Below are 25,406 nucleotides of genomic sequence, written 5' to 3' on the forward strand. Positions count from 1 at the left end.
CAATGGAAATTGGAATTGGCAATGTCTCGTTCGTCCTGTTTATCCTGGCGCTGGTGTTTGTGTTCAAGACCATTAACGTGGTGCCGCAGCAGCATGCGTGGGTGGTGGAGCGCCTCGGTAAATACCATGCGACCCTGGGCCCGGGCCTGAACATCGTGGTGCCGTTTGTCGACCGCATCGCGTACAAGCACGTGCTCAAGGAAATTCCGCTCGATGTGCCGCCGCAGGTCTGCATCACCAAGGATAATACGCAGTTGCAGGTGGACGGCATCCTGTATTTCCAGGTCACCGACGCCATGCGCGCCTCGTACGGTTCGTCGAACTACATTGCCGCCATCACCCAGCTGGCGCAAACCACCCTGCGTTCCGTGATCGGCCGCATGGAACTCGACAAGACGTTTGAAGAGCGCGACCACATCAACACCACGGTGGTGAACGCGATCGATGAATCGGCGTCCAACTGGGGCGTCAAGGTGCTGCGCTATGAAATCAAGGACTTGACGCCGCCGGCGGAAATCCTGCATGCGATGCAGGCGCAGATCACGGCCGAACGGGGCAAGCGCGCCCTGATCGCCGCTTCCGAAGGGCGCAAGCAGGAACAAATCAACATCGCCAACGGCGAGCGCGAAGCGGCCATCGCCCGTTCCGAGGGCGACAAGCAGGCGGCCATCAACCGCGCGCAGGGCGAGGCCGCCGCCATCGTGGCGATTGCCGATGCGACGGCGGCCGCGCTGCGCGAAGTGGGCGGCGCAATCCAGGCGCCCGGCGGTGAAGCGGCCGTGCAGCTGAAGGTGGCGGAACAATATGTGGGCGCGTTTGAAAAACTCGCCAAGACCAATAACTCGCTGATTGTGCCGGCCAATGTGGGCGACATGAGCAGCCTGATCGCCACTGCGCTGCAGGTGGTGAAGACGCAGCAAAAGACGTGAGTAGAATTGAATAGGGGGAGGCAATGAGTGTATGGGATATCGGGCCGTTCGATAACGACCTGGCGCTGGACTGGGTGCAGGACTTGCAGGAATCGAACGACCTGTATTACATCGAAGACACGCTGAATAATGTGCTGGACGAGGGCGATGCGGACATCCCGATGCCGTTCGCGTGCGAGGCCTTGGCCGCCATCGATGTGCTGGCGCGGCTGCAGGGGCAGCCTGGCGACGAGGCCGAGGACGATGTCGATGCGTGGGTGGAGACCGTGCGCAAGAAATTCAAGCGCCGCGCCGACCTGGTGGAAAAATCGCTGAAGGCACTGGACTTGATCGTGTCGGAGAAATCGGAACTGGCCAGGGAATGGGCGCAGACCGACGAGCATGTGGCGTGGCGCGGCATGGTTGAACAATTGCGCGCCCGTGTGGCAACAGTGTAGGAGGGCGGGATGGCGGAAGATAAGAAATACTGGTTCCCGGCGAAGAAATATGGCTGGGGTTGGGGCGCGCCGGTGACTTGGCAGGGGTGGCTGGTGTTGCTGGTGTTTTTGGGCGCGCTGACCGGTGGCGCGCTATATATCGATCCCCAGGCGTCGCCGCTGGGCTACTTTGCCTATGTGACCGTGCTGGCGGCGGCGTTCATGGGTGTTTGCTACAAGACCGGCGAGCCGCCGCGCTGGCGCTGGGGCGACAAATAACCTATGGTGGCTGGCGCACCGTGCTGGCGCCGCCACCAGCGCTTCCAGCATCGCGTTGCAAGCATGGCGGCTTTATAAAAACCGCCCTACGATCTTGGGGCGGTCCCGGCCCCTTTGGCCGCCGCCAGCGCTTCCCATCCCTTTGGCGGCGCACCATTCAACCCGGCCCGCGTGGCGAAATCAGCCACCGACTTGAAATGGCCATCCTTGCGCGGCGCCGGCCGACACGCCCGGCAGTAGCGACAGGTGTACCCGCTTGGCCGTGTTCAAGTCACCGAGCGCCGGCGCGGACGCGGCAAAACCCGGCGTGGCTTCCTTTTGAATAGCGTCAAACAGCGGGCCGGACCGCAACCTGGTTGGCACCGGCGCCGTGCCCGCACCGCTGGGGCGCGCCGGTCTTTGCGCTTCCTGGTTGAGAATCACCGGGACAAAACCCCCGGTTCTTCTGCGTTTGCGGTGCATGCGGCGCCCAGTGCGCATGCCAGCACCAGGTATTGCGGGAACTGCATGCCGTCTCCTGTGCGGTATGGGGAAAACGCCATAGCAGGCTGGTTGCCAATACCCCGTCAAAGTGGCATTGTGTAGCTTGGAATCAACAAGTCGGGACTATCGTGAGTACTACGCTGTATTCGGCCTTTGTGCCCGTATTTATCCATTATCTGCAGCAACTGCATTCCACGTTGGCTGTTGCGGAAAATCATGAGCGCCGCACGGGCCGGGCGCTGGTGGGCGCCGCGCTGGCCGAAGGCATGTTCCCTTTCGCCCAGCAAGTCACGACCGCGTGCGGCTTCACGGTGCGCGCCGTGTGCCCGCTGCTGGGCGCGGACTTGCCGGTGCTGGCCGGCGGCGACCAGGACTGGAATGCCTTGCGCCTGCGGATCCAGGCCACCGTGAGTTTTCTCGAGCAAGTCCCGGCCGATAAAATCAATGCGGCGGAAGACCGCCAGATCGTCACCACGGCGGGCCTGGTGTCGCCCGTGTTTTCCGGCAGCGATTATGCGCTGTCGTACGCGCTGCCGAACTTCTTCTTCCACCTGGTGACGGCGCACTCAATTTTGCGCAGCCATGGCGTGCCGGTCGGCAAGGAAGACTTCGACGGCTACCACCAATACCAGGCGGGTTTCAGCTTCCCGCAATCCAAATAGGGAATACCCATGCTGCAATTACGGCCCGGCTGCGAATGCTGCGACAAAGACTTGCCACCCGATGCGCCTGATGCCCGCATCTGCACCTTTGAGTGCACCTTTTGCGCCGACTGCACCGACACCGTGCTGCAAGGCGTGTGCCCGAATTGCGGCGGAGAACTGGTGACCCGCCCGCGCCGTCCCGCCAATAAACTGGCGAACAATCCCGCTTCCACCGAACGCATTTATAAGCCTGCCGGATGCGGCAAGGCCGCCTGAATCCACTGTCATTGAATCGCACTGTCATTAAATCGTTATGAGCCTGCAATCCGTACGCGAATTTTTCGCCGCACGTCAACTCGACATCCCCATCATTGAACTGGAAACCAGCACCGCCACGGTGGCGCTGGCGGCCGAAGCGCACGGCGTGGAACCCGGCCGAATCGCCAAGACGCTGGCGTTCCGCCTGGCCGAAGGGCGCGTGATCCTGCTGGTGGCGGCGGGCGACGCCCGCATCGACAACCGCAAATTCAAGGAAGCCTTTGGCAAGGGCAAAATGCTGGCGGCGGACGACGTGGTGGCACTGACCGGCCATCCGGTCGGCGGTGTCTGTCCGTTCGGGCTGGCGCATCCGCTGCCGGTGTATCTCGATCAGTCGCTGCAAGCGTACGACGTGGTGCTGCCGGCCGCCGGCGACGTGCACACGGCGGTGCGCGTCGCTGTGGCGCAGCTGGCGGAGATTACCGCCGGCATCTGGACCGATGTGTGCCAGGCGCCGGTGGCGGAAGCGGCCTGACCAGGTCACCTCCACAGCACCGGCACCCATGCGCTATTACCCGGAACACGACATCGCGGCCGGCGCCGCGGCCCTGGAAGAGTTCCTTGCGCCGCACCGCCATGTACTGGTGCTGACCGGCGCGGGGCTATCGACCGCCTCCGGGATTCCCGATTACCGCGACAAGGATGGGGTACGGCGCGGCCGGGCGCCAATCCAGGGCCCGGATTTCCGCCGCTCGGACGCGGTGCGCCGCCGATACTGGGCGCGCAGCCTGCTGGGCTGGCCGACCCTGGCGGGCGCCGCGCCCAATCCCGGCCACCTGGCGCTGGCGGCGTTGGAGCGGCAAGGCAAATTAGGGCAGGTCATTACGCAAAATGTCGATGGCTTGCACCAGCGTGCCGGCAGCCGGCGGCTGATTGAATTACACGGCAACATCCACCATGTGGTGTGCCTGGCGTGCCAGGCCCGCTATGCGCGCGCCGCTATCCAGCAGCGCCTGCTGGATGACAACCCCCATTTGCTCAGTGAAGACCTGCAAGTGAAAGTGCTGCCGGATGGCGACGCGCAAGTGGAGCCGGACGCGCTCGAACAATTCACGATCCCCGGTTGCGCGCAATGCGGCGGCGTGCTGCAGCCCGATGTCGTCTTCTTTGGCGATAACATCCCGGCCGAGCGCACGCGCGCCGCGCTGCACGCGATGGAGCAAGCCGATGCGCTGCTGGTGGTGGGATCGTCGCTGATGGTGTTTTCCGGCTATCGCTTTTGCCGCATGGCGGCGCAGGCCGGCAAGCCGATCGCGGCGATCAATGCGGGAGTGACGCGGGCCGACGATTTGATCGGACTGAAGGTCGCGGCCAACGCCCAGGACGTGCTGCCGCGCCTGCTGGAAATGGTATAAACCGTTACTGCAACAGCATCGAGCGCACGATGCCTTCCTTGGCCAGCGCGTAATCGTGCGCGGCCAGCACGTAATTCGTGTTGGGCTGGATGACTTTCACATTGACGAACACCATGTCACTGGTCTCCGCATACGAGCCCACCACCACGGCTTGCGCCTTGTGCGTCAGCGCCATGTCGCTGACTTCGCGCGTCAGCATCATTTCACCCTGGTTGCGCTTCATGTACACGCTGTTGCGCAGCTTCATTTCCAGCATGTTCATCTTGCCCTGCGCCATGCGGGTGGAGATTTGTTCGGAAATCAGGCGGCCCAGGGTGGTGGTCTGTTCCAGCGCGTCGATATTGACGACTGTCGCCATGATCAGCGGCTTGTCGGCCACCAGCTTGCCGTTCAGCTGGGCCATCAGGGCATCGGCGGCTTTATAGTTCGATGCGATGAACTGGTTCGACGAGACCGTCGCGTAATTAGGTTCTTCTTTGGCTTGCGGCACGATCGCCGAGCATGCGGTCAGCAACAGCGGAACGGAAAGCAAGGTTGCGGTTGCCAGCTTGCGCATTATTTATCACCCCGGACAGAAAATGTTTTAAAGGCCTTGTCGTCGTCTTCCGGCAAGCCGTACAAGGAACGGTCGCTGTCCGACACATAGTACGCCGAGCTGTTGCGGGCGTAGTAACGATACTGGTCGGAAATGGAGACGGTCACGATCAGTTCGGTTTTGGGCGTCGGACCGGCAGCGAATTGCGCCATATGGTAAGACGCGGCGTCCATCGCGCCCAGCGCGCCGGTCGACATCAGCACCGGATCGGCGGTGGACGCCAGCAGCCACACGCCAGCCACAATCGACGTCGGCACGCCGGCATAAATGTAGCGATGGCGGTGCGGCGAGAAGGTCAGCGCCTGCACATTGACATCGACTTTCAGCGATCCGGCTGGCACCTTCGACACCACGTAGCCGGCTTTCACCAGGGTCGACGCGATTTCCTCGGTCAGTGCGCGCTGGAATGGCGACGCTTCGGGCGGCGCTTCCGACACGTAATACGGACGCTGCGGCGCTTTGGCCAAATCTTCCGACAGGCGTGTCTGGATATTGCCGGCGATCGCGCCCCAGTGCGCGGCCGCTTGCAGCTTGAGCTGCTTCGAGGTCTCGAAGTTGGTGGGGATCGGCGCCGGGGAATAGGGGACGGCGCAGCCTGCCAACAGCACGCCGGTGGCCGCAAGGGCCAGTGCGCCTGCAATGGGTTTCGCCTGATTCACTTTTGCCATGTCATCCTCGCCTGAATTGGTGCTTGTACTTGCCACCCCAGTTTATCATGGATGTTTCTAGGGAGAAAATCAGCGCCAGCAAAAAAGCCCGGCGTGAGGCCGGGCTTTATGCCAATTCGTGGCGCAATAACGACGCGGTGATTATCGACGATGCTGCTTCATGGCGGACGCGACTTCGCGCGAGGCATCGCGGTCTTTCTCCGAAGCACGCTTGTCATGCTGCTTCTTGCCTTTCGCCAAGCCGATTTCGCATTTCACGCGGCCGCCCTTGTAATGCAGGTTCAATGGCACCAGCGTGTAGCCGGAACGGGTGGCTTTGCCAATCAGTTTATCGAGCTCATGGCGGTGCAACAACAGCTTGCGGGTGCGCACGGCGTCGGGATGGATGTGGGTGGAGGCGGTCGGCAGCGCGCTGATGTGGGCGCCGAACAGGTACAGTTCATCGCCTTTGATCGTGACGTAGGCTTCCTTGATCTGGACTTTGTTGTCGCGGATTGCCTTCACTTCCCAGCCTTCAAGCACGATGCCGGCTTCATAGCGGTCCTCAATGAAGTAATCGTGAAAGGCTTTTTTGTTATCGGCAATAGTCATGGGTGCGTAAAGTCAAGCTTGTTTGTTAAACTACGGTCTTTGCAGACCAATATCATAACAACGGTAACACAATGGCAGTAGTGCATAAGTCGGTTATTCTTGGCTTTTCAGCCGAACAAATGTTCGAACTGGTGGCCAAGGTCGAAGATTATCCCAAATTTCTGCCCTGGTGTGGCGGCGTCGACGTGCGTGACCGCAGCGAACACGCGGTCGTGGCCAGCGTGGCGATCCACTATCACGGTATCCACCAGAGCTTTACCACGTCCAACGCCAATACGCGCCCGACCAGTATTCGCATGACCCTGGTGGACGGACCCTTTAAAACGCTGGACGGCACCTGGACTTTTAAACCGCTGCGCGAAGATGCGTGCAAGGTGGAGCTGGATTTGCACTATGAGTTTTCCAGCCGTATTCTGGAACAGGTGATCGGGCCCGTGTTCAGCATGATCGCCAACAGTTTTGTCGATTCCTTCTGCAAGCGGGCGGAGACGGTGTATGGCAAATGAGCAAATCAACGTGTCCGTGTGCTACGCCACGGACACCATTGAATTCCTGCGGGAGTTGCGGCTGGAAGCCGGCGCGACGATTGCCGATGCGCTGAAGGTCAGCGGGCTGGCGTATGAAGTGCCGGGCGTCGACGTGAATACGATGACGGTCGGGATCTACGGCAAGAAGAAAACCCTGGATACCGTGCTGCGCGAGCATGACCGGGTCGAGGTGTACCGGCCGCTGATCGCCGACCCAAAGAACGCGCGCCGTCGCCGGCCGGCAAAGAAGCCCGGGTGATTGCGCGCCGCGCAAGCCGCCCTGTCAGCGCTGCCGCCCGCGCCAGCGGCAATACCGCGCACGCATCGCGGGTTTGTCCGGGCGCGGCGCCACTCCCGCCTCAGAACCGGTGCCGCAACCCCACCGCCAGTTGCCGGTTCCCCGTGCCCGGTTCTTCGCTGTTGCCCGCCGTATAACCCGCGCCGTTGCGGTTGTGGATTTGCACGCGGGCCGCATACACATCGGTGCGTTTCGAAAAGGCATACGCCGCATACAGCGCCGTCTGCACCGCATCCTGATTCCGGCGCGTGCGGTCATCCTTGTACACCACCGTCGCGATACAGGTCCATGGCCCGCGCGGCACCGACACGCCCAGCAAGGCATCGTTGCTGGCGCTGGACGCCACCGGCGCCACGCCGCCAAACGGCGCGCCCGCGCTGTTCAGGGGGGAGGAATTCAAGCCCCGGTTGACGCCATAGCCCGCGTATACTTTCGCCACCTGCAAGTCGTAGTTCGCGCCCAGCAGCCAGTTGCGCGCCGAACCCGCGTCCGGCGCTGTTGCGGTCACGTTGCTGCGGTTGTGCATGGCCAGGCGCACGGTCAGCGGACCGTTGCCGTAACCGAAGGAGCCGCCGAACTGGCGGCCGATGGCGCTGTTGCCGGCGGTTTCTCCGGCCACCACCATCGCATCGGCGCTGAACCCGTGCCAGGCGGTGCTGCGGAACAGGACCGAATTGCCGGCCCGGAAACCGCCCGGCGGCATCAGGTTGTTGGAACGGCCAACGCCATTACGCAGCGGATCGATCACGGTATTGAGCGTGGTGAACAGCGGCGTGTCCTGCAAGCCGACGCTGACGGCACCGGCCTTGCCGCGCAGGCCGGCAATGCTGGTGCGGCCGAACAGAGTGCCGTTCTGCGTCGGGATGCCGGTGTCGGCATGGATGCCGCCTTCGAGTACAAAGAAGGCGGACAAGCCGTCGCCGAGGTCTTCGCTGCCTTTGAAACCCCAGCGGCTTTGCGTCGCCATGCCGCTGGTGACGCGGGTGGACGTGCCGTTGATACCGCCACGGTCGTGGGAAATGCCGACGTCCATCACGCCATACAAGGCGAGATCGGACGCGGCGCTGCCGCCGGCCGCGCACAGGGCGGCCAGCGCGAACAAGCGCTTTTTCATGTTGTCTCCGGAATGTCTGGATGCGGCGGGTCCGCAAGCCCTGCCGCTTTGGTGCGGATTTATTGCGCGGCGGCAGGCACGGCGCTGGCGGGTTCCGGGTCGGGGATCGGTTCGATCTTGCCCAGCACGAACACGAACGACACGATGCCGACGATCAGGATCACCCCGGCCACCAGGAAGGCATTGGCAAACGAATTGGTGGCGCCCACGATCAGGCCGGTGACGATCGGCGCGGCGGCGCCCATCAGGTTGTTGGCGAAGTTCATGATGCCGCCGATGGTGCCGGCGCCGCCTTTGGGGGCGATCAGCGAGGGCAGGGACCAGCCGACTGGGGCCGCCGCCGCCAGGCCGCCCAGCGCGATGGAAATCCAGAAGATGGCCCAGGCCGGATCGGTGGTTTGCGTGGCGCCGAACACCGCCAGGCCGAACAGCATGCCGATCACCAGCACGGCCTTGCGCACCATGGATTCATTCTTGCCCTTGGCGATCAGGTGGTCGATCAGCCAGCCGCCCACGATCAAGTCCGTCACCGTCGCCACCATCCAGGGAATGGCGGCATAGCCGGCCGATTTCAGGATGCTCATGTTCATGGTTTGCACCAGGTAGCCCGGCAGCCAGGTCAGGAACAGGTAGAACGTGTAGCCATAGGCGGCAAAGCCGATGGTCAGGCCCCAGATCTTGGTCTTGGTCAGCAGGTAGCCCAGCATGTTGAAGGCGCCCGCATCGGACGGACCTTCCGGCGCCGCGCCGCCGTCGCGGATATAGCGCAATTCTTCCTTGCTGAGGTTTTTGTCGGCGCTCGGGTCGCGGTAAAACACATAAAACGCGATGAAGTAGGCAAAGCTGAGGAGGGCGGACAGGGCAAAACCCCAGCGCCAGCCATAAGCCACGATGGTGACCGCCACCAGCGGCACGCCGATCACATTGGAAAACTTGGCGGCCGCGTCAAAGATCGCCGTGGCCATGCCGCGTTCCTTGCGCGGGAACCAGTAGCCGGTGGCTTTGGAGCTGACCGGGAAGGCTGGCGCCTCGGCAATACCCAGCAAGATGCGGGCGATAAAGATCCCCGCGAACCCGCTCGACAGCGCCGTGATGGTGGAGGCCAGGCCCCACAGGAACGCACCCCAGCGTCCCACGGTGGTGGGACCGAAGCGGTCCAGCACCATGCCGACCGGGATTTGCAGCAGCGAGTAAGACCAGGCAAAGGCGGAAAACAGGATGCCCATGTCGAGTGGCGACAGGTTGAACGCTTCCTGGATTTGCGGCGCCGCGACGGACAGGCCGATGCGGTCGATGTAGTTGATCAGCACGCCAATGCCGAGCAGGGCGCCGATGCCCCAGCGCCGTTTCGGGATGTTCCTGGTGTTGTCGGTTTTCAAAATCGTCTCCTGGTATGTAAGGCTAGCGCGGTGCGGCGCCGAGAATGGTGCCGGCCAGTTGCTGCGGTGCGGCGGCAATGTCCAGCGTGAGGCCGGCTTCATCGGACTGCAGCGGTTCCAGCGCCTGTAGCTGGCTGTCGAGCAGGGCGGGGGGCATGTAGTGGTCTTTGCGGGCGGCGAGGCGTCCGGCAATCACCTCGCGCTTGCCCTGCAGGTGGGCAAAGCGCAAGGCGGGATCGCCTTCGCGCAACAGGTCACGGTAGCGCCGCTTCAATGCGGAGCACGACACCACCAGGCCACGCCCGCTTTCCCGGGCGGTGGCGATTTCCTGCCTTAAGCGCTGCAGCCAGGCGGCGCGGTCCGCATCGTCGAGTGGTATGCCGGACACCATCTTGGCGACATTGGCCGGTGAATGGAAATCATCGCCTTCGATAAAATCGGCGCCGAGGGCATCCGCGACCCGGCGCCCGACCTCGCTTTTACCGCTGCCGCACACGCCCATCACGACCCATCGGCTTGCTTGTTTTGTGTGGTTCATTTCGGTTGAGTTATGAGTTTGACATCAAAATGATAGCGCTATCAGTAAGATGAAGTGTCATCCAACATGATCCATCGGTCAAGGAAAAGTTATGCTGCAGCGCAGCATTTATGAGAATTTTGCATGGGATGTCACCCTCCGGGGTCAGACCCCAAATGTGACAAAAGCGGACATTCCGAGGCTGAAAATGTCCACTTTTGTCATCAACGGGTTCTGACCCCAGGAGGGGGGCAGGCGGTGGCGAGTGCTTACGCGCTTTCGCGCGCCATCACCGTGAAACCGAGGTCGATATGCTGCTGTTCCGGCTGGTCGCCCTTGATCAGCGTTTGCAGCAGGGAGGCCGCTTCGAAGCCGATCTTGTAGCGCGGCGTGGCAATCGTTGTGCACGACGGGTGCATCAGCGCCGATGCGGGTAAATCATTGAAGCCGCAAATGGCCAGTTGTTCCGGCACCGCGATGCCGTGCCGCTGGCAATGGAAAATCGCGCCGTGCGCCAGGTCGTCGTTGCAGCAAAAGATCGCGTCGAGCCCCGGCATGCCGGCGCGCATACGCTCGACCAGTTCGCCGCCCAGCGCCAGGGTGGAGGGATCGGGCACCATCAATTCCAGCATCGGATCGAGCTTGCCCGCTTCCGCCATCGCCATGCGGTAGCCTTCCTGGCGCTTGATGGTCCGCTCGTCGAGCTGCGCGCCCATGAAACCGATGCGCTGATACCCTTTCCGCAGCAGGTAGCGCGTCATCTGGTAGCCGGCCTGGATTTGCGAGAAACCGACCGAGACGCGGTCCGGATCGGTGGACAGGTCCATCATCGACACCACCGGCACGCGCGAGGTGGCCAGGGTTTTTTCCACGCCCTTGCTGTGCGACAGGCCCGACAGCAAGATGCCGTCCGGGTTCGACTGCATGTACACGTTCAGCAGCTTTTCTTCTTCCGCGTCGGAATAGCGCGTGTTACCGATCAGGATCTGGTAACCGTAAGGGTCGAGGGCATCCTGGATCCCCGCCAGCACCGCGGTAAACACGGCATTGGACAGGGACGGCACCAGCACCACGATCACGTTGGATTTCGACGACGCCAGCGCCCGCGCGGCGCGGTTCGGCACATAGCCCAGTTCTTCCACTGCTTTTTCGACCCGTTCGCGCAACAGCGACGACACGAGTTCCGGCTGGCTGATGGCGCGCGACGCGGTCATGGTCGCCACACCGGCATGGGCGGCCACCGCCGCCAGGGTTACACGGCCGCTGGCGCGGCTCTTGCCATTCGAAGTTCTGCTCATTGATTGTTGTTGTGTTCTTGTCTCTGAATCGTTCAGTGTACGGTCAGCGCGCACATCCCGCCAGTGCCGCCTTGTTTTGCTTGCTGCGCTCGGCGCGCTGGGCTTCGGTGAGGACGCTGCGCTGGCCATCCTTGTCGAAGGTGCTCATGCGGATGCCGGACTCCAGCGCCAACTGGTTGCTGCGGGCATTGTCGCAGTTGGCGGTTTCCGCCGCTTTCTGCGCCGCTTCCTGCGCGGCTTTCTGGCCGGCTTCGGCGGCTTCGGCCTTGCGCTTGTTGAAGTCCGCGTTGCGTTCGGCCAGCGTTGGCGGGCCTTTTGCCTTGTCGTCTGCCGCCTTGGCGCTGTCGGCGGTCGGCGCCGCGCCCTTTGCCGCCGGATCGTCGGCCGCGCCAGGGGCGGGCGCCACTTGCGCATTGCGCGGCTGGCGCAGGATGCGGTTCAACGGCACCGAGGGCGGCGGCGGCTGGTCGGACAGCTGCTTCATGCCCTTGTCATCGAGCCAGATGTAAGGCGCCTGGGCCTGCGCCAGCGGCGCGTTCAAGAGCGCGGCCAACAGCATGCCGCGCAACAGGTGAAGTTGTGAATATTTCATCGTGGCAACCTTTTTCATGACAGGCTGATTCTCCATGAAAAGCCTTTGAAGTCAACCGCCAGCATGGAATTTCCAATGGGTAAAGACGAAATGGCTGATTTTCTGTATAATCTACTTTTGCGCCAATAGGAAATGTACTATGCGTTTACTCCAAAAAGCACTCACCTTCGATGACGTGCTGCTCGTCCCAGCGTATTCCAATATTCTCCCCGCGGATACGTCCCTCAAGACTCGCCTGACCCGCAATATCTCCCTGAATATCCCGTTGCTGTCGGCAGCCATGGACACCGTGACGGAAGCCCGCCTGGCGATCGCCATGGCGCAGGAAGGCGGCATCGGTATCATCCACAAGAACCTGAAACCGAAAGACCAGGCCCGCGAAGTGGCCCGTGTTAAACGTTTCGAAGCAGGTGTGCTGCGTGATCCGATCACGATTCCGCCGGATATGAAAATCCGCGAAGTCATCAAGCTTACGGAGCAGTATGGCATTTCCGGCTTCCCGGTGATAGAGGGTAAACAAGTAGTTGGTATCATCACCAACCGCGATTTGCGCTTCGAGCAGGAGCTGGACGCGGAAGTGCGCGCCAAGATGACCCCGCGCGACAAGCTGGTCTACGTGAAAGAGGGCGCGGACACCAACGAAGCCAAGCGCCTGATGAACAAGCACCGCCTGGAGCGCGTGCTGGTGGTGGACGACACCTTCGAACTGCGCGGCCTGATCACGGTAAAAGACATCCAGAAGTCGACCGAGCACCCGAACGCATCGAAAGACAAACACGGCAAACTGCTGGTTGGCGCGGCAGTGGGCGTGGGCGCAAAAGATGAAGAACGGATCGAATTGCTGGTCGCGGCCGGCGTGGACGTGCTGGTGGTCGACACCGCCCACGGCCACTCGCAAGGCATCCTGGACCGCGTAAAGTGGATCAAGGAACGCTTCCCGCAAGTGGACGTCATTGGCGGCAACATCGCCACGGCGGCCGCCGCCAAAGCGCTGGTGGAGTACGGCGCGGACGCGGTGAAAGTCGGTATCGGCCCAGGCTCGATCTGCACCACCCGTATCGTGGCCGGTGTCGGCGTACCGCAAATCACCGCGATCTCGAACGTGGCGCAGGCGCTGGAAGGCACTGGCGTGCCATGTATCGCCGACGGCGGCATCCGCTTCTCGGGCGATATCTCGAAAGCACTGGCAGCCGGCGCCTCGACCGTCATGATGGGTTCGATGTTTGCCGGTACCGAAGAAGCACCGGGTGAAGTGATCCTGTACCAGGGCCGTTCGTACAAGTCCTACCGTGGCATGGGTTCGCTGGGCGCGATGTCCGACGGCTCCGCTGACCGCTACTTCCAGGACGCGGCCATGAAGCAGGACAAGTTCGTACCGGAAGGCATCGAAGGCCGCGTGGCCTACAAAGGCTCGGTACTGGCGATCATCTTCCAGCTGGTGGGCGGCGTGCGCCAGTCCATGGGCTACTGCGGCTGCGCCACCATCGACGAACTGCGCGAAAAAGCGGAATTCGTTGAAATCACGTCGGCCGGCATGCGCGAATCGCATGTGCACGATGTGCAAATCACCAAGGAAGCGCCGAACTACCGATCGGAATAAGCTTCACGAACGCCGGCACCAGCGCAACGCGGTGCCGGCGTTGTTTCACACGCAGTATCAGACGCACCCCATTCCCATAGCTTTTACCCACATCCATGCACTCTAAAATCCTCATCCTCGATTTCGGTTCCCAGGTCACCCAGCTGATCGCCCGCCGCGTGCGCGATTCCGGCGTGTTCTCCGAAGTTTATCCGTACGATATCGGCGACGACTTCGTGCGCAACTATGGCGCGTCCGGCGTGATTTTGTCCGGCAGCCATAACTCCACCCTGGAAGGTGATTCGCCGCGCGCACCGCAAGCGGTGTTCGAACTGGGCGTGCCGGTGCTGGGCATCTGCTACGGCATGCAAACCATGGCGGCGCAGCTGGGCGGTAAAGTGGAAAACGGCCTGGTGCGTGAATTCGGTTACGCCGAAGTGCGCGCCCGCAACCACACCAAGCTGCTGGACGGCATCAACGACTTCGTAACAAGCGAAGGCCACGGCATGCTGAAGGTGTGGATGAGCCACGGCGACAAGGTGCTGGAAATGCCGCCGGGCTTCAAGCTGATGGGCGACACGCCAAGCTGCCCGATCGCGGCAATGGCCGATGAGGACCGTCGTTTCTATGCCGTGCAATTCCACCCGGAAGTCACGCACACCGAGCAGGGCAAAGCCATCCTGGGCCGCTTCGTGCACGAAATCTGCGGCATCAAGGCCGACTGGAACATGCCGGACTACATCACCGAAGCGGTGGAGAAGATCCGCGCGCAAGTGGGCACCGATGAAGTGATCCTGGGCCTGTCGGGCGGCGTCGATTCGTCCGTGGCCGCCGCGCTGATCCACCGCGCCATTGGCGACCAGCTGACTTGCGTGTTCGTCGACCACGGGCTGTTGCGCCTGAACGAAGGCAAGATGGTGATGGACATGTTCGCCAAGAACCTGGGCGTCAAAGTCATCCGCATCGATGCGGAAGACCAGTTCATGGGCCACCTGGCCGGCGTGACCGATCCGGAACAGAAGCGCAAGATCATCGGCCGTGAATTCGTCGAAGTGTTCCAGGCTGAATCGGCCAAGCTGGTCAACGCAAAATGGCTGGCGCAAGGCACGATTTATCCGGACGTGATCGAGTCGGCCGGCAAGGGCAAGAAAGGCCAGACCATCAAGAGCCACCACAACGTGGGCGGCCTGCCGGACACCATGAAGCTGCAATTGCTGGAACCGCTGCGCGAACTGTTCAAGGACGAAGTGCGCAAACTGGGCGTGGCGCTGGGTCTGCCGCATGACATGGTCTACCGTCACCCATTCCCGGGCCCGGGCCTGGGCGTGCGCATCCTGGGTGAAGTCAAGAAGGAATACGCCGACCTGCTGCGCCAGGCTGACGCGATCTTCATCGAAGAACTGCGCAACACGCCGTACGAGGCCACAGTGGTGCCAGGCTTCGACCAGGACAGCGTGCCGAAGAACTGGTACGAAGCGACGTCGCAAGCGTTTGCCGTGTTCTTGCCGGTGAAATCGGTTGGCGTGATGGGCGACGGCCGTACCTATGAATACGTGGTGGCGCTGCGCGCGGTGCAGACGCAGGACTTCATGACGGCGCACTGGGCGCACTTGCCGCATTCGCTGCTGGGCAAGGTGTCCAATCGCATCATCAATGAAGTGCGTGGGCTCAACCGTGTCGTGTATGACATTTCCGGGAAGCCGCCTGCGACCATTGAGTGGGAATGACAGAATATTAGCTGTCGTTGTGTTTTGTAATTAAATAATGGCCTCGAATCGGGGTCATTATTTTTTTTCGGTACGCCATCGGACCACGCCCTTCGACATCGGTGCGATGCGCCATGAACGACCGTGCAGGGTTGTTCCAGGGTTAAAAGGAAATGCAATGATGACTAACCTGCTTGAAGAAATGTTGTTCTGCGAATTCATGCTGGTGTGCGAGTCCCACGACTGCCGCGCCTTTTTTGAATTCGAAGAAGTGGCCCATGATCCGATGGACGAGTGGGCCAAGCGGGCGGCTGTTGCGGCGAGGGAGTGCGGTTGGACGATCGGTCGCACGGGACTCGTGAAATGCGCAAAATGCGCCGCGCGCACTGACTGATTTCCGGTGTCCACCGTGCGGTTACTTGTGCGGTGGGCGCAGCCGCTCCGGAATGGGGCCGCAGTTCCTGCCGTATAATGTCGCCTCGCCCGCATTCCCCATCCCACATCAACACGTTCCGCTACCGCTGTCCCTGCCGCGACTGGGTACGGATGACTATTGCCATGACCAACAACACCCCGCGAGCCGCCTGGTTCACGGACCTCCGCTTAAACTTCCTGGCCGGCCTGACCACTTCATTCGCGCTGGTGCCCGAATGCATCGCCTTTGCCCTGGTGGCGCAGCTTAATCCGCTGATGGGACTGTATGGCGCCTTTATCATCTGCACCATTACTGCGCTGTTCGGCGGGCGTCCAGCCATGATTTCCGGCGCGGCCGGTTCGATGGCGGTGGTCATCGTGGCTCTGGTGGCGCAGCATGGCGTGCAATATCTGCTGGCGACGGTGGTACTCGGCGGAGTTTTGATGGCGCTGTTCGGCCTGCTGCGATTGGGGAAGTTGATCCAGATGGTGCCGCATCCGGTCATGCTGGGCTTCGTCAACGGCCTGGCGATCGTCATCGCGATGGCACAATTGGAACACTTCCGGCAGCCGCATGCGGCAGGCGGCGGCTGGCTGCAGGGCATCCCGCTGGCCGTCATGGGCGGCCTGGTGGGGTTGACCATGGTGATCGTGGTGGTGTTGCCACGCGTGACAAAAGCCGTGCCGCCCGCGCTGGCGGCGATCGTGATCGTCGGGTTGCTGGGATATGGTTTGCAATTGCCGGTCCGCACCCTCGGCGACCTGGCGCAAATGGCCGGCGGCCTGCCGGTGCTGCACGTTCCCGAGGTGCCGCTGAACGCTGAAACGCTGCGCATTATCTTTCCCTACGCGGTGCTGACCGCCATGGTCGGCTTGCTGGAAACCCTGCTGACCTTGAGCCTGACCGACGACATCACGCAGACGCGCGGACTGCCGAACCGCGAGTGCATCGCATTGGGCGCGGCCAACGTGGCCGCTGGCCTGTTTGGCGGCATGGGCGGCTGCGCCATGATCGGACAGACCATGATCAACCTCGGTTCGGGCGGACGTACGCGCTTGTCTGGCATTGTCAGTGGCGCCATGCTCCTGCTGTTCATCCTGTTCCTGTCGCCCCTGATCGGCCATATCCCGCTGGCCGCGCTGGTCGGCGTCATGTTCGTGGTGGCGGTTGAAACGTTTGCCTGGGGCTCGCTGCGGGTGCTGGGCAAGGTGCCGCGGCACGATGCGCTGGTGATGGTGGCGGTGACCGTGATTACCGTCTTCACCGACCTGGCAACGGCGGTCCTGTGCGGCGTCGTGATCGCCGCGCTGAACTTTGCCTGGCAACACGCGCGCGACATCCGCGCCGAGATCGACGACAGCGCGGCGGGCGTGCGCACCTACCGGCTGCATGGCACGCTGTTCTTTGCCTCGGCCACCCGTTTCCAGGAATTATTCGCGCCGGCGTCCGATCCGGCCCGCGTGGTGCTCGACTGCCGCCTGCTGCAGATGGCCGATCATTCGGCCATCGCCGCGATGGAAAGTCTTTACCAGCGCTATGCCAGGGCGGGCAAGCAGTTGCAGGCCAGGCACTTGTCGGCGCGCTGCGAAATGCTGTTGCAGCGGGCCGGTGTCGCGGCCGCCTGACGTCGTTCCAAGGCAGCCACTGGCGCGCCGGATCCACCTCAACAACGATGAAATTGCCCAATTGAATTTAATTGGCCTTCAGTGCTAGACTCATGCCGTTGATTAATAGGCAAGGAAAATGAAGGCAAAATACATGTTGGCCGCCCTCGCATTCGTCTTCCCCGGTGCAGCGGCGGGCGAGGCAATGCAACCGCAGCAACTGCAGCGGGAAATCACGTCCGCCACTGCGCGCTTTTTTGACCGGTTCCGCATGAAACCTGCGAACGAGAAGATTGCTGGCGGTGCCGCGCTGGACGCCTACCTTCTGTCACTGGACCAGGACCGGTTGGCGTTCTCGCAGCCTGATATAGATAAACTGGAACCCTTGCGCGCTGCATTCGATAGCATCGGTGACAGCAAGGCAATCGATGCGGCGTTCGCGTTGTTTGGCGACTATCAAGTACGTATGGCGGAGAAAGTTAGCTATGCCAAGACGTTGCTGGCGGAATCTGGCAAGACACGAGCCCTGTCACAATCACTGAGTGAACCTAAGCCGACGGCATGGGCGGCGTCGGAGGAGGCGTTGCGTGCGTTGTGGCGCCAGCGTGTGGAGCGGGATATACAACGGCTGCGCGGTGCGGGCTGTGCTGAAAAAAACATCATTCCAACGTTGCAGCGCCGCTATGACAAATATCTCGGGCGCGTGCAGTCGCTGACCAGCGCCCAGGTATTGGAAACCTTCCTGAATGCCTACGTGCAGTCCCGTGATCCCCATGCCGCGTACTTGCCGCCGGAGCTGCCTGAACCTGGCTCTGCAAAGGGCGTCGGCGTCGGGCTCACGCTGCAAAAGAAAGGGGACATGATCGTCGTGCGCGACCTGGTGCAGGGTGGTGCCGCTGTGCGCAGCGGCCAGATCGCGAGCGGTGACAGGATTGTCGGTGTGGCACAAGGGGCTGGAGAAGATATGACGGAAGTGATTGGCTGGCATGTCGACGATGTTGCCGCACTGACCAGCGGGGCGGCGGGTTCCGCCGTCATACTGGACCTGTTGCCAGCGCTTGCGCCGCCCGATGGGATGCGCAAGCGTGTTGAATTGGTACGTGCGCCCGTTCCAGCGCAGCAGCAACGCGTGCGATCGCGGATCGAGATGGTCAGCCTGGATAAAACTCCACACCGGGTCGGCGTCATTGTCATACCGGCGCTCTACCAGGATTACAACGCGCGCATGGCGGGACACAAGGACTACACTAGTGTCGCCCGCGATGTCGGCAGCGAATTGCGGACGCTGAAGGAAGCCGGGGCGCAGGCGATTCTACTGGACATGCGCAATAACGGCGGCGGACCACTGGTTGAAGTGTTCGACCTGGCCGGGTTGTTTGTACCGGGGGCGAAAGTCATGCAGCATCGTAATGGCCAGGGGCGGGTGGAGGTTGAATTTGCCCCGCCAGGCTCCCCCGTATGGGATGGACCGCTGGGGGTGTTGCTGGACAGGGGCTCAGCTTCGGGCACGGAAATTTTTGCTGCCGCGATGCAGGACTACGGCCGCGCCATCCTGATTGGCGACGCCACGCATGCGCGAGGAAGCATCCAGGTGGCGCCATCACTTGATGCTTCATCGTCGCCAGATCGGCGTTATGGCTCGCTGAAACTCACCGTATCCCAGACTTTCCGCTCGAACGGAACGCCAATCCAGTACGTCGGTGTGACGCCCGACATCCTGGTGCCGGGAGAAGCCGATATACCTGGCTCACCCGTCAAGTCGGCAGGACCGGTCATCCCGCCAATCAAGGCGGTGGATATCAAGAAGGTGGGCGACACCTCGGCGCTGGCGAAGGCGTTGGCGGAGCGGCACAGGGTCCGATCCCGGAAGGCGCGCGTGGCGGTTGCGGATGTTCGACAGGAGCAGATGGAAGATGCCTTGCGCATCATGGGTGACATGATTGCTCTGGCTGCTGGCGGCGATGTACGCTGAAAAGATCACGGACTGGCGGATTCAGGCGCAAGTTCGCTGCCCGGGGGCCAACAGGCGGTTGTGCGCAAGGAAAATTTGGTTCTTCCGCGCGCGGTCCCGTGCACTCATCGCGACGCTGGAGTCCCGGTTGAAGATGGATCTGCCGTTCGTGGCTTACCGGCAATTGGCCCTGGAGCCCTGCGAGGACAACGAAAAGGCCGCGATCCTGCGTTTCATCGCCACCAATTACCAGAACTCCGAGCTGGACCTGGCCACTGTTGCCGCAGGCACGGGGGCGAACCGCAACAAGATCAACGAAGTGTTAACAACAGAACTCGGCATGACGTTCAGCAGCTACCTGAATAAATTGCGGCTGATGGAAGCGGCCAGACTACTCACCGACCTAACCAGCGCGTCCGTGGCGGAAATCGCGCATTCGGTCGGCTATGCCAATGGCTCGTACTTCATCAAGCTGTTCAAGGAAGAGTACGGCTGCACCCCGAAGGCGTTTCGAAACCTGTCAGCCCGACAGGAAACGGCTTCCGGTCACTTTCCGGACGGCAGGTCGGACTAGTCGCTCGACAAGGTTTGCTAACCGGCAATCATCCCGCGCAGTTGCGTGCTGTTATGTTTCTCCTGTCCCTTCCGGGCATCGATGCCGGTAATGGTCCCGCCGTGGTTTGTAAACATCCAATATGTCTACAGGAAGGTGCTCGTCGCGTTGGTTTGCTATCCGCCCGCGTGGCCGTTGCCACCGTGCGCGGCGAGGAACATGGCGACGGCCGAGCGGCAATAAGATTCGATTTCGTTGTCGTCCTCTGCTGTCGCCTCATCGAAGCGCGCGATCAGCAAGAGATCGGATCCTTTGAAAAGCGCGGCAAACAAGCGGGCGGATTGGCGAGGGGCGGGCACGTTCAGAACCGCCTTTGCGTGCAACAGACGCAACAGGGCCTCGATTTGCGCAATGACATGGGCGGGCCCGGCTTCGTAATGGAGCTTGCTTAACGACTTTCGATTCTTCTTGTCGGCCATGATCATGGCTTCGACACCGCTGACGTCCGGGCTCAACAGCGTGCGAAGCAGGGATGATCCCATCGCCATGAGTTGATCTTCGGCGGAACCCTCGGCACCTTCAAAAAGCGCCCGTGGCGCAAACTGATGGCAGCGGGCCGCGATGGCCGTGCTGAACAACGCTTCTTTGTTCTCAAAGTGCCGATAGATGCTGAGTTTGGATATCTTCGCCCGCTGGGCGACCTTGTCCATTGTCGTCGCTTGAAAACCCAATTCCACGAAGAGTTCGCATGCGGCGTCGACGATCGTTTGTCCCAGCGCCTCGTTGGCTGGCCGGCCGCGCCGGCCCTGATTGTTTTCGGTCACGATAATTCCAGTACTTGACAGTATCCAAATTAAAGATTTACGATACCACGTAGTATTTTAAATGTGCAAGCCAATTCACCAGGTGCGGCCCCCTCCATCCACAACCCGGAGTTTATTACCATGAATGACGTCATCATCATCGGCGGCAGTTTTGCCGGCCTTGCCGCCGCTCTGCAGCTCGGCCGTGCCCGCCGCAAGGTCACCGTTCTCGATACCGGCCTGCCGCGCAATCGCTTCGCCGGCCACTCGCATGGTCTGCTCGGCCACGATCACAAGCCACCGCTGGACATCCTGGTCGCGGCGCGGCAGCAACTGGCGCGGTATCCCACGATCAGGCTGGTCAATGCCCGGGCCGACAGCATCTCCGGTGCCATCGACGATTTCTCCGTCCTCACTGGCGATGGCGAAAGCCTTGGGGCGCGCCGCCTGATCCTGAGCTATGGCGTTGCCGATCAGATGCCTGATGTTCCGGGCTTTGCCGAAAGCTGGGGCACATCCATCGTGCCTTGCCCTTATTGCGACGGCTTTGAAGTCGCCGGCCGGCATTGGGGCCTGGTCTGGTCCGGACCGCAGTCGCACCAGTCCGCTCGGTTGTTCCTCGATTGGACCGATAAATTAACGGTCTTCTCCGATGGCCACGACATCCCGCCCGATATCCAGGCCGATCTGGCGGGCCGCAACATACCTGTCGTCGATGGCCGGATCGTTGAGATTGCCCACCACAAGGGCCATATCACCACGGTCAATCTCGCCACCGGCCGCAACATCGCCGTCGACGTCCTGTTCGCGCATCCGCGCAACAAGCCGTCCGCAAGCCTGCATGAACCACTGGGCCTCGCCACGGTCGATACGCCCACCGGCGTCGTCCTCAAGGTCGACGAGCGCCGTCAAACCAGCATGCCAGGCATCTACGCCGCCGGCGACCTCACGACGGCCTTCTTGCCATCGGTTACCCAGGCATCATCGCAGGGTGCGATGGCGGGTATCTTCGCCCAGCAATCGATGCTGGCTTGAGAGCACAGATTCCCTGCTCCGGCCGCGTCGTCGGCTTCGAAGAGGTCGGCGCGGACCGGCGCGGTGAAGGACGGCGCGTCCAGTTGGTTAGGAACGAATTTGAACAAGGATATGACATGGCACAGAAAGATACTTATCAGATCGCCGATTGGAACGGTCAAAGCGGGGAGCGTTGGGTCGCCAACCAGGCCCGGCTCGACGCTATGGTGGCGGTATTCGGCCAGGCCGCGATTGAAGCCGCCGCGCCCGAATCGGGCGAGCGTGTGCTGGACATCGGCTGCGGCGCGGGCGCGTCGAGTCTGGCACTGGCCGCCCGCGTCGGTACGGACGGGGACGTGCTAGGCGTGGACATATCCGAGCCGCTGATCGGCCGGGCGCGCGCGCTTGCGCCACCGGATGCGCCAGTCCTGTTCCAGGTGGCCGATGCCAGCAGCGCCGAGCTGCCCGAGGGCGCGTTCGACATCCTGTTCTCGCGTTTCGGGGTGATGTTCTTCGACGATCCGACAGGGGCCTTCGCCCATATGCGACGCGCGCTGCGGCCGGGCGGGCGGGTCGCTTTCGTCTGCTGGCGCGGCGCGGCCGATAACGATTGGGTGCGCCTGCCGATGGGGGCGATCAAGGGCATCGTCCCGCCGACCGCGCCGACCGGTACCGAAGCACCCGGCCCATTTTCGTTCAGCGACCGGGAGCGGATCGCGCGCATCCTCACGGCGTCCGGCTTTGTCGATATCACTATCGCACCCTTCGATGCATCCATCCCGTTCGGCGAGGGCGGAACGCGGGACGCTGCGATCGACGACGCGGTGAGGATGGCGCTTGAGGTCGGCCCGCTGTCGCGTGCGCTCGCTGGTCAGCCCGACGACATCCGCGCCCGTGCCTCGGCCGCGACTCGTGCGGCCTTCGCGGACCTCCCCGGCGAGCGGTCGTTGATGATCAACGGCGCGGCGTGGATCGTCATGGCGCGCAATCCGGCAAGCTGACAGGGATGAAGAGGGAAGACGCCCCCTGATCGGCGCCTGCGCCGGTCAGTTTTATAATGCCGCCTATCATGTGGAATTTCTGGCCATGCAGGCTTGGGTGAGCTGGTCCCCGGCTATTAATCAGTGACATACTTTAGAAGGCCAAGCAATGATGGATAACCTGCTCGAAGAAATGCTGTTCTGTGAATTCATGCTCGTGTGCGAGTCCCATGACTGCCGCGCATTTTTTGAATTCGAAGAAGTCGCCCATGATCCGGTGGAAGAATGGGCCGAGCGGGCGGCGGTGGCGGCGAGGGCGTGCGGTTGGACGATCGGTCGCACGGGGCTGGTGAAATGCGCAACGTGCGCGGCGCGCGTTGACTAAACGTCTGGCACGGCGGCCGGGGTCTTTTCAGCGGAATAAATTTGATTTCACATGATGGGATCCAGGGTGCGGTTCCCTCGCTGAGATTTCTCAATCTACAGAAATTCGTTCCACATTGTGGTGCGTTGTTGTAAGTCATTGGTTTTATTGAATATATTCTGGACCGTTTTGTTTTCGGGTTGCCGGATTCGGGTGACGATGGCCCTTATGATGAAGTGAATGATGTGCGATCCGCTGCAAGCGGCGGATCGCAAGCGCAACCAGGTTTCTATTCACTTTCTATTCAAGGAGTCTCACATGGAACTGCATTCTGGCGAAAACCGATCGATCCCTGCCATGCCTGTTTTTTCCCGATACGGAACGACCGGCATGGAAAATCTGGCGCCGGCCGGTTTTGCTCAACCCTTCAGCCGTGTTGGCATCATGGGGGTGGGCGAAACAGGCATGGGCATGGCGGCCAGCCTGCTGGAGTCCGATATTCCGGTCACGGTCTTTGAACTTGCGCGGGAACCGCTCGATCTGGCTACCGCGTCGATGCGGTCGGCTTATCAGGACGCGGTGAGCGACGGTGAACTGACGGCGGCCCAGCGCGACCGGCGGGTGGCGTTGCTGGCAGCGACCATCAACCTGCATCACTTGAAGGACTGCGATGTGATCGTCGACGCCCTGTGCTCGAGCGCCGCTGTCAAGGACGGTATGCTGCGACGGCTCAATGAACTGGCCAAACCCGGCGCCATCCTGATCGCTTGCGTCGCCGGCGCGGACGCCACCGCCGAGGTCAGCCGGATTGCTTCGCTGATGCGGTTTCCCGAGAATGTGGTGGGACTGCGCCGCTCGAACGGTGCGGACGCGGGGCAGTGGGAGCTCATGCCTGTCAAGGCGACGTCGGAACGCGCCTTGGCGACCGCGACCCGGGTCGTGCAGAACCTCGACATGTCGCAGTTGGCCGCGTTGCCACCTGTTTTGTGACCGGCTTGTGCGGACGAGCGGTGAGGCGCACAGGACGCGGATTGAATCCGGTCCGGAAGCGTGATTTTCGGTGGTGGTATTTCTAACGGAAACGCGCCCGGTTGAGTAATGGCCCCGGTGGGGCCATTATTTTTGCCGGCGTTTTTTATGGTGGCCCGCCAAGCAGCGCCTCGATCACCTGCGCGCCGCACGCGGGCCCGTCGAAACGGCGTACGTCGCGCTGCATGACGGCCAGCGCCGCGCCCACGTCCGGCTCGGCCAGCAGGCGGTCCGCGTGCGCGCGCAACATTGCCGGATTGTGGCGCACACGCGATACGCGCGCGCCCACGCCGAGCTGTTCGAGGCGCTGCGCGACCCAGGTCTGGTCGAACACAAATGGAAAGGCAATCATCGGCACACCGCAATACAGGCACTCGGCGGCCGTGTTGTAGCCGCCATGCGCAAAGACCAGGTCGAATTGCTCCATCAGATGGAACTGGTTGACGAATGGCCTGCCAAGGATGGTGGCCTCGAGCGGCAAGTCGGCGAGCGCTTCGCTGACCAAGTCGGGCGGCGCCGAAAACAGGAACAGGCAGTCCGCCTCGTTGTGGGACAACACGATATTGCGGAAAATGCGCAACGCCACCGCGCGGTTGTGCTCCATGCCGGCCAACACCGAGCCCAGCGAAACGAAGAATTTCTTGCCCTGGAATCGGGCAATCCGGTCCGCCAGGGCCACGTCGTCGTCGCTTGGCTCGCGCCGCACAAAGCCCGGACCGACAAAGGATACCGGCACGTTGCCGGTGGTGCCGTTGGTACCGATGATGCCGTTGGTGCCGGTATCACCCATGACGCCGCTGGCGCAGGCCGCGCCCGGGTCACCCGGCGCCGCCGCGCAAAAGGCCGGCGTGGCAAAGCAGAGATAATGCGCAGGCAAGGCCTGCGCACCGGCGCCGCCTGGCACGCTGCCCATCAAACGGGCGTATAACTCCGCGCTCAGCTCGGCGAACAGCGCGTTGAACGCGCCCGCCATGCCCTTGCTGACGCAGGACGTCAGTTCGTCTTTTGGCAGGAACTCCAGCGGCGAGCTGATCGTGTAAGCAAAGCGGCAAGACAGTTCACCGGCCAGCAGCGGCGCCAGCGGCAGCAACTGGTCGAACAACAGCAAGTCCGGCGCGAACTCCCGGCAATGGCGCAAGGTGTCGGCATGGACGTCCAGGCAGAACTGTTGCAAGGCTTGCAGCGCTTCCGTTACCAGGCGGCCCTCGGCCACGGCGCCGATCGCGTGCTCGATGTTAGCCGATGGCACCGCGACGCGCCGCAGGCCCGGGGGCAGCCAGAACGGCCGGCTGAAATAGTCGATCACCAGCACCTCGTGGCCGCGCGCGCGCAAGCCCTCCGCCAGCGCCACCAGGGGCGTCATGTGGCCGAACAGTGGCGGCGCCGCACAAACGATCCGCGCCAT

The 25,406-nt window shown here is 62.1% G+C and carries 30 protein-coding genes; 19 read left to right on the forward strand and 11 right to left on the reverse strand.

The genetic code is table 11. From position 1 onward, the window contains the following. Positions 1-2 precede the first annotated feature (2 nt). The 3 genes from AC1RRC_RS02080 to AC1RRC_RS02090 are packed head-to-tail and all read left to right on the forward strand — an operon-like array spanning position 3 to position 1,624. Positions 3-929, forward strand: a complete 927-nt coding sequence (locus tag AC1RRC_RS02080) for an SPFH domain-containing protein (protein WP_493053583.1) — start codon at positions 3-5, stop codon at positions 927-929. 23 nt (positions 930-952) lie between these two features. Beyond that, positions 953-1,366, forward strand: a complete 414-nt coding sequence (locus tag AC1RRC_RS02085; RefSeq protein WP_493053584.1) for a DUF4259 domain-containing protein — start codon at positions 953-955, stop codon at positions 1,364-1,366. A 9-nt stretch (positions 1,367-1,375) separates the two neighbouring features. Further along, positions 1,376-1,624, forward strand: coding sequence for a hypothetical protein (locus tag AC1RRC_RS02090; RefSeq protein WP_493053585.1), 249 nt, complete (start codon positions 1,376-1,378; stop codon positions 1,622-1,624). 180 nt (positions 1,625-1,804) lie between these two features. On the opposite strand, the gene AC1RRC_RS02095 is transcribed toward AC1RRC_RS02090, so the two are convergent. Next, on the reverse strand, positions 1,805-2,086 hold the full coding sequence (locus AC1RRC_RS02095; RefSeq protein WP_493053586.1) for a hypothetical protein: 282 nt from the start codon (positions 2,084-2,086) through the stop codon (positions 1,805-1,807). Between the two features lie 149 nt (positions 2,087-2,235). On the opposite strand from AC1RRC_RS02095, the gene AC1RRC_RS02100 reads away from it, so the two are divergent. The 4 genes from AC1RRC_RS02100 to AC1RRC_RS02115 are packed head-to-tail and all read left to right on the forward strand — an operon-like array spanning position 2,236 to position 4,424. After that, on the forward strand, positions 2,236-2,769 hold the full coding sequence (locus tag AC1RRC_RS02100; protein WP_493053587.1) for a DUF1993 domain-containing protein: 534 nt from the start codon (positions 2,236-2,238) through the stop codon (positions 2,767-2,769). A gap of 9 nt (positions 2,770-2,778) precedes the next feature. After that, positions 2,779-3,027, forward strand: a complete 249-nt coding sequence (locus AC1RRC_RS02105; RefSeq protein WP_493053588.1) for a DUF1272 domain-containing protein — start codon at positions 2,779-2,781, stop codon at positions 3,025-3,027. Between the two features lie 37 nt (positions 3,028-3,064). Continuing rightward, positions 3,065-3,544, forward strand: a complete 480-nt coding sequence (locus AC1RRC_RS02110; protein ID WP_493053589.1) for a YbaK/EbsC family protein — start codon at positions 3,065-3,067, stop codon at positions 3,542-3,544. 28 nt (positions 3,545-3,572) lie between these two features. Continuing rightward, on the forward strand, positions 3,573-4,424 hold the full coding sequence (locus AC1RRC_RS02115) for an NAD-dependent protein deacetylase (protein WP_493053590.1): 852 nt from the start codon (positions 3,573-3,575) through the stop codon (positions 4,422-4,424). Positions 4,425-4,428: 4 nt separating this feature from the next. Here AC1RRC_RS02115 and AC1RRC_RS02120 read toward each other — a convergent pair whose 3' ends face one another. The 3 genes from AC1RRC_RS02120 to smpB form a co-directional block, all read right to left on the reverse strand. Further along, on the reverse strand, positions 4,429-4,980 hold the full coding sequence (locus tag AC1RRC_RS02120) for a FlgO family outer membrane protein (RefSeq protein ID WP_493053591.1): 552 nt from the start codon (positions 4,978-4,980) through the stop codon (positions 4,429-4,431). Further along, a complete protein-coding gene (locus AC1RRC_RS02125; RefSeq protein ID WP_493053592.1) occupies positions 4,980-5,687 on the reverse strand; it encodes a hypothetical protein in 708 nt (235 codons plus the stop codon). The genes AC1RRC_RS02120 and AC1RRC_RS02125 overlap by 1 nt, the downstream gene beginning before the upstream one ends. A gap of 141 nt (positions 5,688-5,828) precedes the next feature. After that, the gene (gene smpB, locus AC1RRC_RS02130; protein WP_493053593.1) at positions 5,829-6,278 is read right to left on the reverse strand and encodes an SsrA-binding protein SmpB; all 450 of its coding nucleotides are present in this window, start codon (positions 6,276-6,278) and stop codon (positions 5,829-5,831) included. Positions 6,279-6,349: 71 nt separating this feature from the next. Here smpB and AC1RRC_RS02135 point away from each other — a divergent pair, with 71 nt between their 5' ends. Further along, positions 6,350-6,784, forward strand: a complete 435-nt coding sequence (locus tag AC1RRC_RS02135) for a type II toxin-antitoxin system RatA family toxin (protein WP_493053594.1) — start codon at positions 6,350-6,352, stop codon at positions 6,782-6,784. Further along, the gene (locus tag AC1RRC_RS02140) at positions 6,774-7,064 is read left to right on the forward strand and encodes an RnfH family protein (protein ID WP_493053595.1); all 291 of its coding nucleotides are present in this window, start codon (positions 6,774-6,776) and stop codon (positions 7,062-7,064) included. Before AC1RRC_RS02135 ends, AC1RRC_RS02140 begins: the two co-directional genes overlap by 11 nt. A 100-nt stretch (positions 7,065-7,164) precedes the next feature. Here the strand turns inward: AC1RRC_RS02140 and AC1RRC_RS02145 are convergent, their stop codons facing one another. The 5 genes from AC1RRC_RS02145 to AC1RRC_RS02165 all read right to left on the reverse strand — a co-directional run bounded on the left by AC1RRC_RS02145 (position 7,165) and on the right by AC1RRC_RS02165 (position 12,021). Further along, entirely contained in the window at positions 7,165-8,217 is a 1,053-nt protein-coding gene (locus tag AC1RRC_RS02145) for a porin (protein WP_493053596.1), read from the reverse strand. Positions 8,218-8,276: 59 nt separating this feature from the next. After that, on the reverse strand, positions 8,277-9,596 hold the full coding sequence (locus AC1RRC_RS02150) for an MFS transporter (protein WP_493053597.1): 1,320 nt from the start codon (positions 9,594-9,596) through the stop codon (positions 8,277-8,279). A 22-nt stretch (positions 9,597-9,618) separates the two neighbouring features. Then, complete coding sequence (locus tag AC1RRC_RS02155; RefSeq protein WP_493053598.1) at positions 9,619-10,134, reverse strand: gluconokinase; 516 nt, start codon at positions 10,132-10,134, stop codon at positions 9,619-9,621. A gap of 248 nt (positions 10,135-10,382) precedes the next feature. Next, positions 10,383-11,411: an HTH-type transcriptional regulator GntR gene (gene gntR, locus AC1RRC_RS02160; protein ID WP_493053599.1), complete on the reverse strand. Its 1,029-nt coding sequence runs from the start codon at positions 11,409-11,411 to the stop codon at positions 10,383-10,385. Positions 11,412-11,454: 43 nt separating this feature from the next. Then, positions 11,455-12,021, reverse strand: coding sequence for a DUF4124 domain-containing protein (locus AC1RRC_RS02165; RefSeq protein WP_493053600.1), 567 nt, complete (start codon positions 12,019-12,021; stop codon positions 11,455-11,457). A gap of 121 nt (positions 12,022-12,142) precedes the next feature. On the opposite strand from AC1RRC_RS02165, the gene guaB reads away from it, so the two are divergent. From guaB to AC1RRC_RS02195, 6 genes are all read left to right on the forward strand, one after another. Continuing rightward, on the forward strand, positions 12,143-13,603 hold the full coding sequence (gene guaB / locus AC1RRC_RS02170) for an IMP dehydrogenase (RefSeq protein ID WP_493053601.1): 1,461 nt from the start codon (positions 12,143-12,145) through the stop codon (positions 13,601-13,603). 95 nt (positions 13,604-13,698) lie between these two features. Then, positions 13,699-15,309 carry a glutamine-hydrolyzing GMP synthase gene (guaA, locus tag AC1RRC_RS02175; protein WP_493053602.1) on the forward strand — a complete coding sequence of 537 codons (1,611 nt, stop codon included), beginning with the start codon at positions 13,699-13,701 and terminating at the stop codon, positions 15,307-15,309. Between the two features lie 157 nt (positions 15,310-15,466). Then, entirely contained in the window at positions 15,467-15,682 is a 216-nt protein-coding gene (locus AC1RRC_RS02180; protein ID WP_493053603.1) for a hypothetical protein, read from the forward strand. A 164-nt stretch (positions 15,683-15,846) separates the two neighbouring features. Beyond that, positions 15,847-17,328, forward strand: a complete 1,482-nt coding sequence (locus tag AC1RRC_RS02185) for a SulP family inorganic anion transporter (protein WP_493053604.1) — start codon at positions 15,847-15,849, stop codon at positions 17,326-17,328. Positions 17,329-17,446: 118 nt separating this feature from the next. After that, on the forward strand, positions 17,447-19,279 hold the full coding sequence (locus AC1RRC_RS02190; RefSeq protein WP_493053605.1) for a S41 family peptidase: 1,833 nt from the start codon (positions 17,447-17,449) through the stop codon (positions 19,277-19,279). Continuing rightward, a complete protein-coding gene (locus AC1RRC_RS02195) occupies positions 19,248-19,832 on the forward strand; it encodes a helix-turn-helix domain-containing protein (protein WP_493053606.1) in 585 nt (194 codons plus the stop codon). Before AC1RRC_RS02190 ends, AC1RRC_RS02195 begins: the two co-directional genes overlap by 32 nt. Positions 19,833-19,987: 155 nt before the next feature. On the opposite strand, the gene AC1RRC_RS02200 is transcribed toward AC1RRC_RS02195, so the two are convergent. Beyond that, a complete protein-coding gene (locus AC1RRC_RS02200; protein WP_493053607.1) occupies positions 19,988-20,635 on the reverse strand; it encodes a TetR/AcrR family transcriptional regulator in 648 nt (215 codons plus the stop codon). A 120-nt stretch (positions 20,636-20,755) separates the two neighbouring features. Between AC1RRC_RS02200 and AC1RRC_RS02205 the strand changes: the two genes are divergently transcribed. The 4 genes from AC1RRC_RS02205 to AC1RRC_RS02220 all read left to right on the forward strand — a co-directional run bounded on the left by AC1RRC_RS02205 (position 20,756) and on the right by AC1RRC_RS02220 (position 23,962). Next, complete coding sequence (locus AC1RRC_RS02205) at positions 20,756-21,649, forward strand: NAD(P)/FAD-dependent oxidoreductase (protein WP_493053608.1); 894 nt, start codon at positions 20,756-20,758, stop codon at positions 21,647-21,649. Between the two features lie 116 nt (positions 21,650-21,765). Then, positions 21,766-22,629 (forward strand): class I SAM-dependent methyltransferase, encoded by an 864-nt coding sequence (locus AC1RRC_RS02210; protein WP_493053609.1) that lies wholly within the window; start codon positions 21,766-21,768, stop codon positions 22,627-22,629. Positions 22,630-22,777: 148 nt separating this feature from the next. Then, positions 22,778-22,993, forward strand: coding sequence for a hypothetical protein (locus tag AC1RRC_RS02215; protein WP_493053610.1), 216 nt, complete (start codon positions 22,778-22,780; stop codon positions 22,991-22,993). Positions 22,994-23,290: 297 nt separating this feature from the next. Further along, on the forward strand, positions 23,291-23,962 hold the full coding sequence (locus AC1RRC_RS02220; RefSeq protein WP_493053611.1) for a 3-hydroxyacyl-CoA dehydrogenase NAD-binding domain-containing protein: 672 nt from the start codon (positions 23,291-23,293) through the stop codon (positions 23,960-23,962). Positions 23,963-24,107: 145 nt separating this feature from the next. Here AC1RRC_RS02220 and AC1RRC_RS02225 read toward each other — a convergent pair whose 3' ends face one another. Beyond that, positions 24,108-25,406, reverse strand: a complete 1,299-nt coding sequence (locus AC1RRC_RS02225) for a glycosyltransferase (protein ID WP_493053612.1) — start codon at positions 25,404-25,406, stop codon at positions 24,108-24,110.

The organism is Pseudoduganella sp. GW821-FHT12E03, assembly GCF_058807115.1.

Coding starts and splice junctions, on each gene's coding strand:
- smpB (WP_493053593.1), bottom strand. CDS start 6,278: ATGACTATTGCCGATAACAAAAAAGCCTTTCACGATTACTTCATTGAG.
- guaB (WP_493053601.1), top strand. CDS start 12,143: ATGCGTTTACTCCAAAAAGCACTCACCTTCGATGACGTGCTGCTCGTC.
- AC1RRC_RS02080 (WP_493053583.1), top strand. CDS start 3: ATGGAAATTGGAATTGGCAATGTCTCGTTCGTCCTGTTTATCCTGGCG.
- AC1RRC_RS02215 (WP_493053610.1), top strand. CDS start 22,778: ATGATGGATAACCTGCTCGAAGAAATGCTGTTCTGTGAATTCATGCTC.
- AC1RRC_RS02155 (WP_493053598.1), bottom strand. CDS start 10,134: ATGAACCACACAAAACAAGCAAGCCGATGGGTCGTGATGGGCGTGTGC.
- AC1RRC_RS02190 (WP_493053605.1), top strand. CDS start 17,447: ATGAAGGCAAAATACATGTTGGCCGCCCTCGCATTCGTCTTCCCCGGT.
- AC1RRC_RS02145 (WP_493053596.1), bottom strand. CDS start 8,217: ATGAAAAAGCGCTTGTTCGCGCTGGCCGCCCTGTGCGCGGCCGGCGGC.
- AC1RRC_RS02140 (WP_493053595.1), top strand. CDS start 6,774: ATGGCAAATGAGCAAATCAACGTGTCCGTGTGCTACGCCACGGACACC.
- AC1RRC_RS02125 (WP_493053592.1), bottom strand. CDS start 5,687: ATGGCAAAAGTGAATCAGGCGAAACCCATTGCAGGCGCACTGGCCCTT.
- AC1RRC_RS02180 (WP_493053603.1), top strand. CDS start 15,467: ATGATGACTAACCTGCTTGAAGAAATGTTGTTCTGCGAATTCATGCTG.
- AC1RRC_RS02120 (WP_493053591.1), bottom strand. CDS start 4,980: ATGCGCAAGCTGGCAACCGCAACCTTGCTTTCCGTTCCGCTGTTGCTG.
- AC1RRC_RS02090 (WP_493053585.1), top strand. CDS start 1,376: ATGGCGGAAGATAAGAAATACTGGTTCCCGGCGAAGAAATATGGCTGG.
- AC1RRC_RS02165 (WP_493053600.1), bottom strand. CDS start 12,021: ATGAAAAAGGTTGCCACGATGAAATATTCACAACTTCACCTGTTGCGC.
- AC1RRC_RS02110 (WP_493053589.1), top strand. CDS start 3,065: ATGAGCCTGCAATCCGTACGCGAATTTTTCGCCGCACGTCAACTCGAC.
- AC1RRC_RS02135 (WP_493053594.1), top strand. CDS start 6,350: ATGGCAGTAGTGCATAAGTCGGTTATTCTTGGCTTTTCAGCCGAACAA.
- AC1RRC_RS02220 (WP_493053611.1), top strand. CDS start 23,291: ATGGAACTGCATTCTGGCGAAAACCGATCGATCCCTGCCATGCCTGTT.
- AC1RRC_RS02115 (WP_493053590.1), top strand. CDS start 3,573: ATGCGCTATTACCCGGAACACGACATCGCGGCCGGCGCCGCGGCCCTG.
- AC1RRC_RS02105 (WP_493053588.1), top strand. CDS start 2,779: ATGCTGCAATTACGGCCCGGCTGCGAATGCTGCGACAAAGACTTGCCA.
- AC1RRC_RS02205 (WP_493053608.1), top strand. CDS start 20,756: ATGAATGACGTCATCATCATCGGCGGCAGTTTTGCCGGCCTTGCCGCC.
- AC1RRC_RS02225 (WP_493053612.1), bottom strand. CDS start 25,406: ATGGCGCGGATCGTTTGTGCGGCGCCGCCACTGTTCGGCCACATGACG.
- AC1RRC_RS02210 (WP_493053609.1), top strand. CDS start 21,766: ATGGCACAGAAAGATACTTATCAGATCGCCGATTGGAACGGTCAAAGC.
- AC1RRC_RS02085 (WP_493053584.1), top strand. CDS start 953: ATGAGTGTATGGGATATCGGGCCGTTCGATAACGACCTGGCGCTGGAC.
- gntR (WP_493053599.1), bottom strand. CDS start 11,411: ATGAGCAGAACTTCGAATGGCAAGAGCCGCGCCAGCGGCCGTGTAACC.
- AC1RRC_RS02095 (WP_493053586.1), bottom strand. CDS start 2,086: ATGCACCGCAAACGCAGAAGAACCGGGGGTTTTGTCCCGGTGATTCTC.
- AC1RRC_RS02185 (WP_493053604.1), top strand. CDS start 15,847: ATGACCAACAACACCCCGCGAGCCGCCTGGTTCACGGACCTCCGCTTA.
- guaA (WP_493053602.1), top strand. CDS start 13,699: ATGCACTCTAAAATCCTCATCCTCGATTTCGGTTCCCAGGTCACCCAG.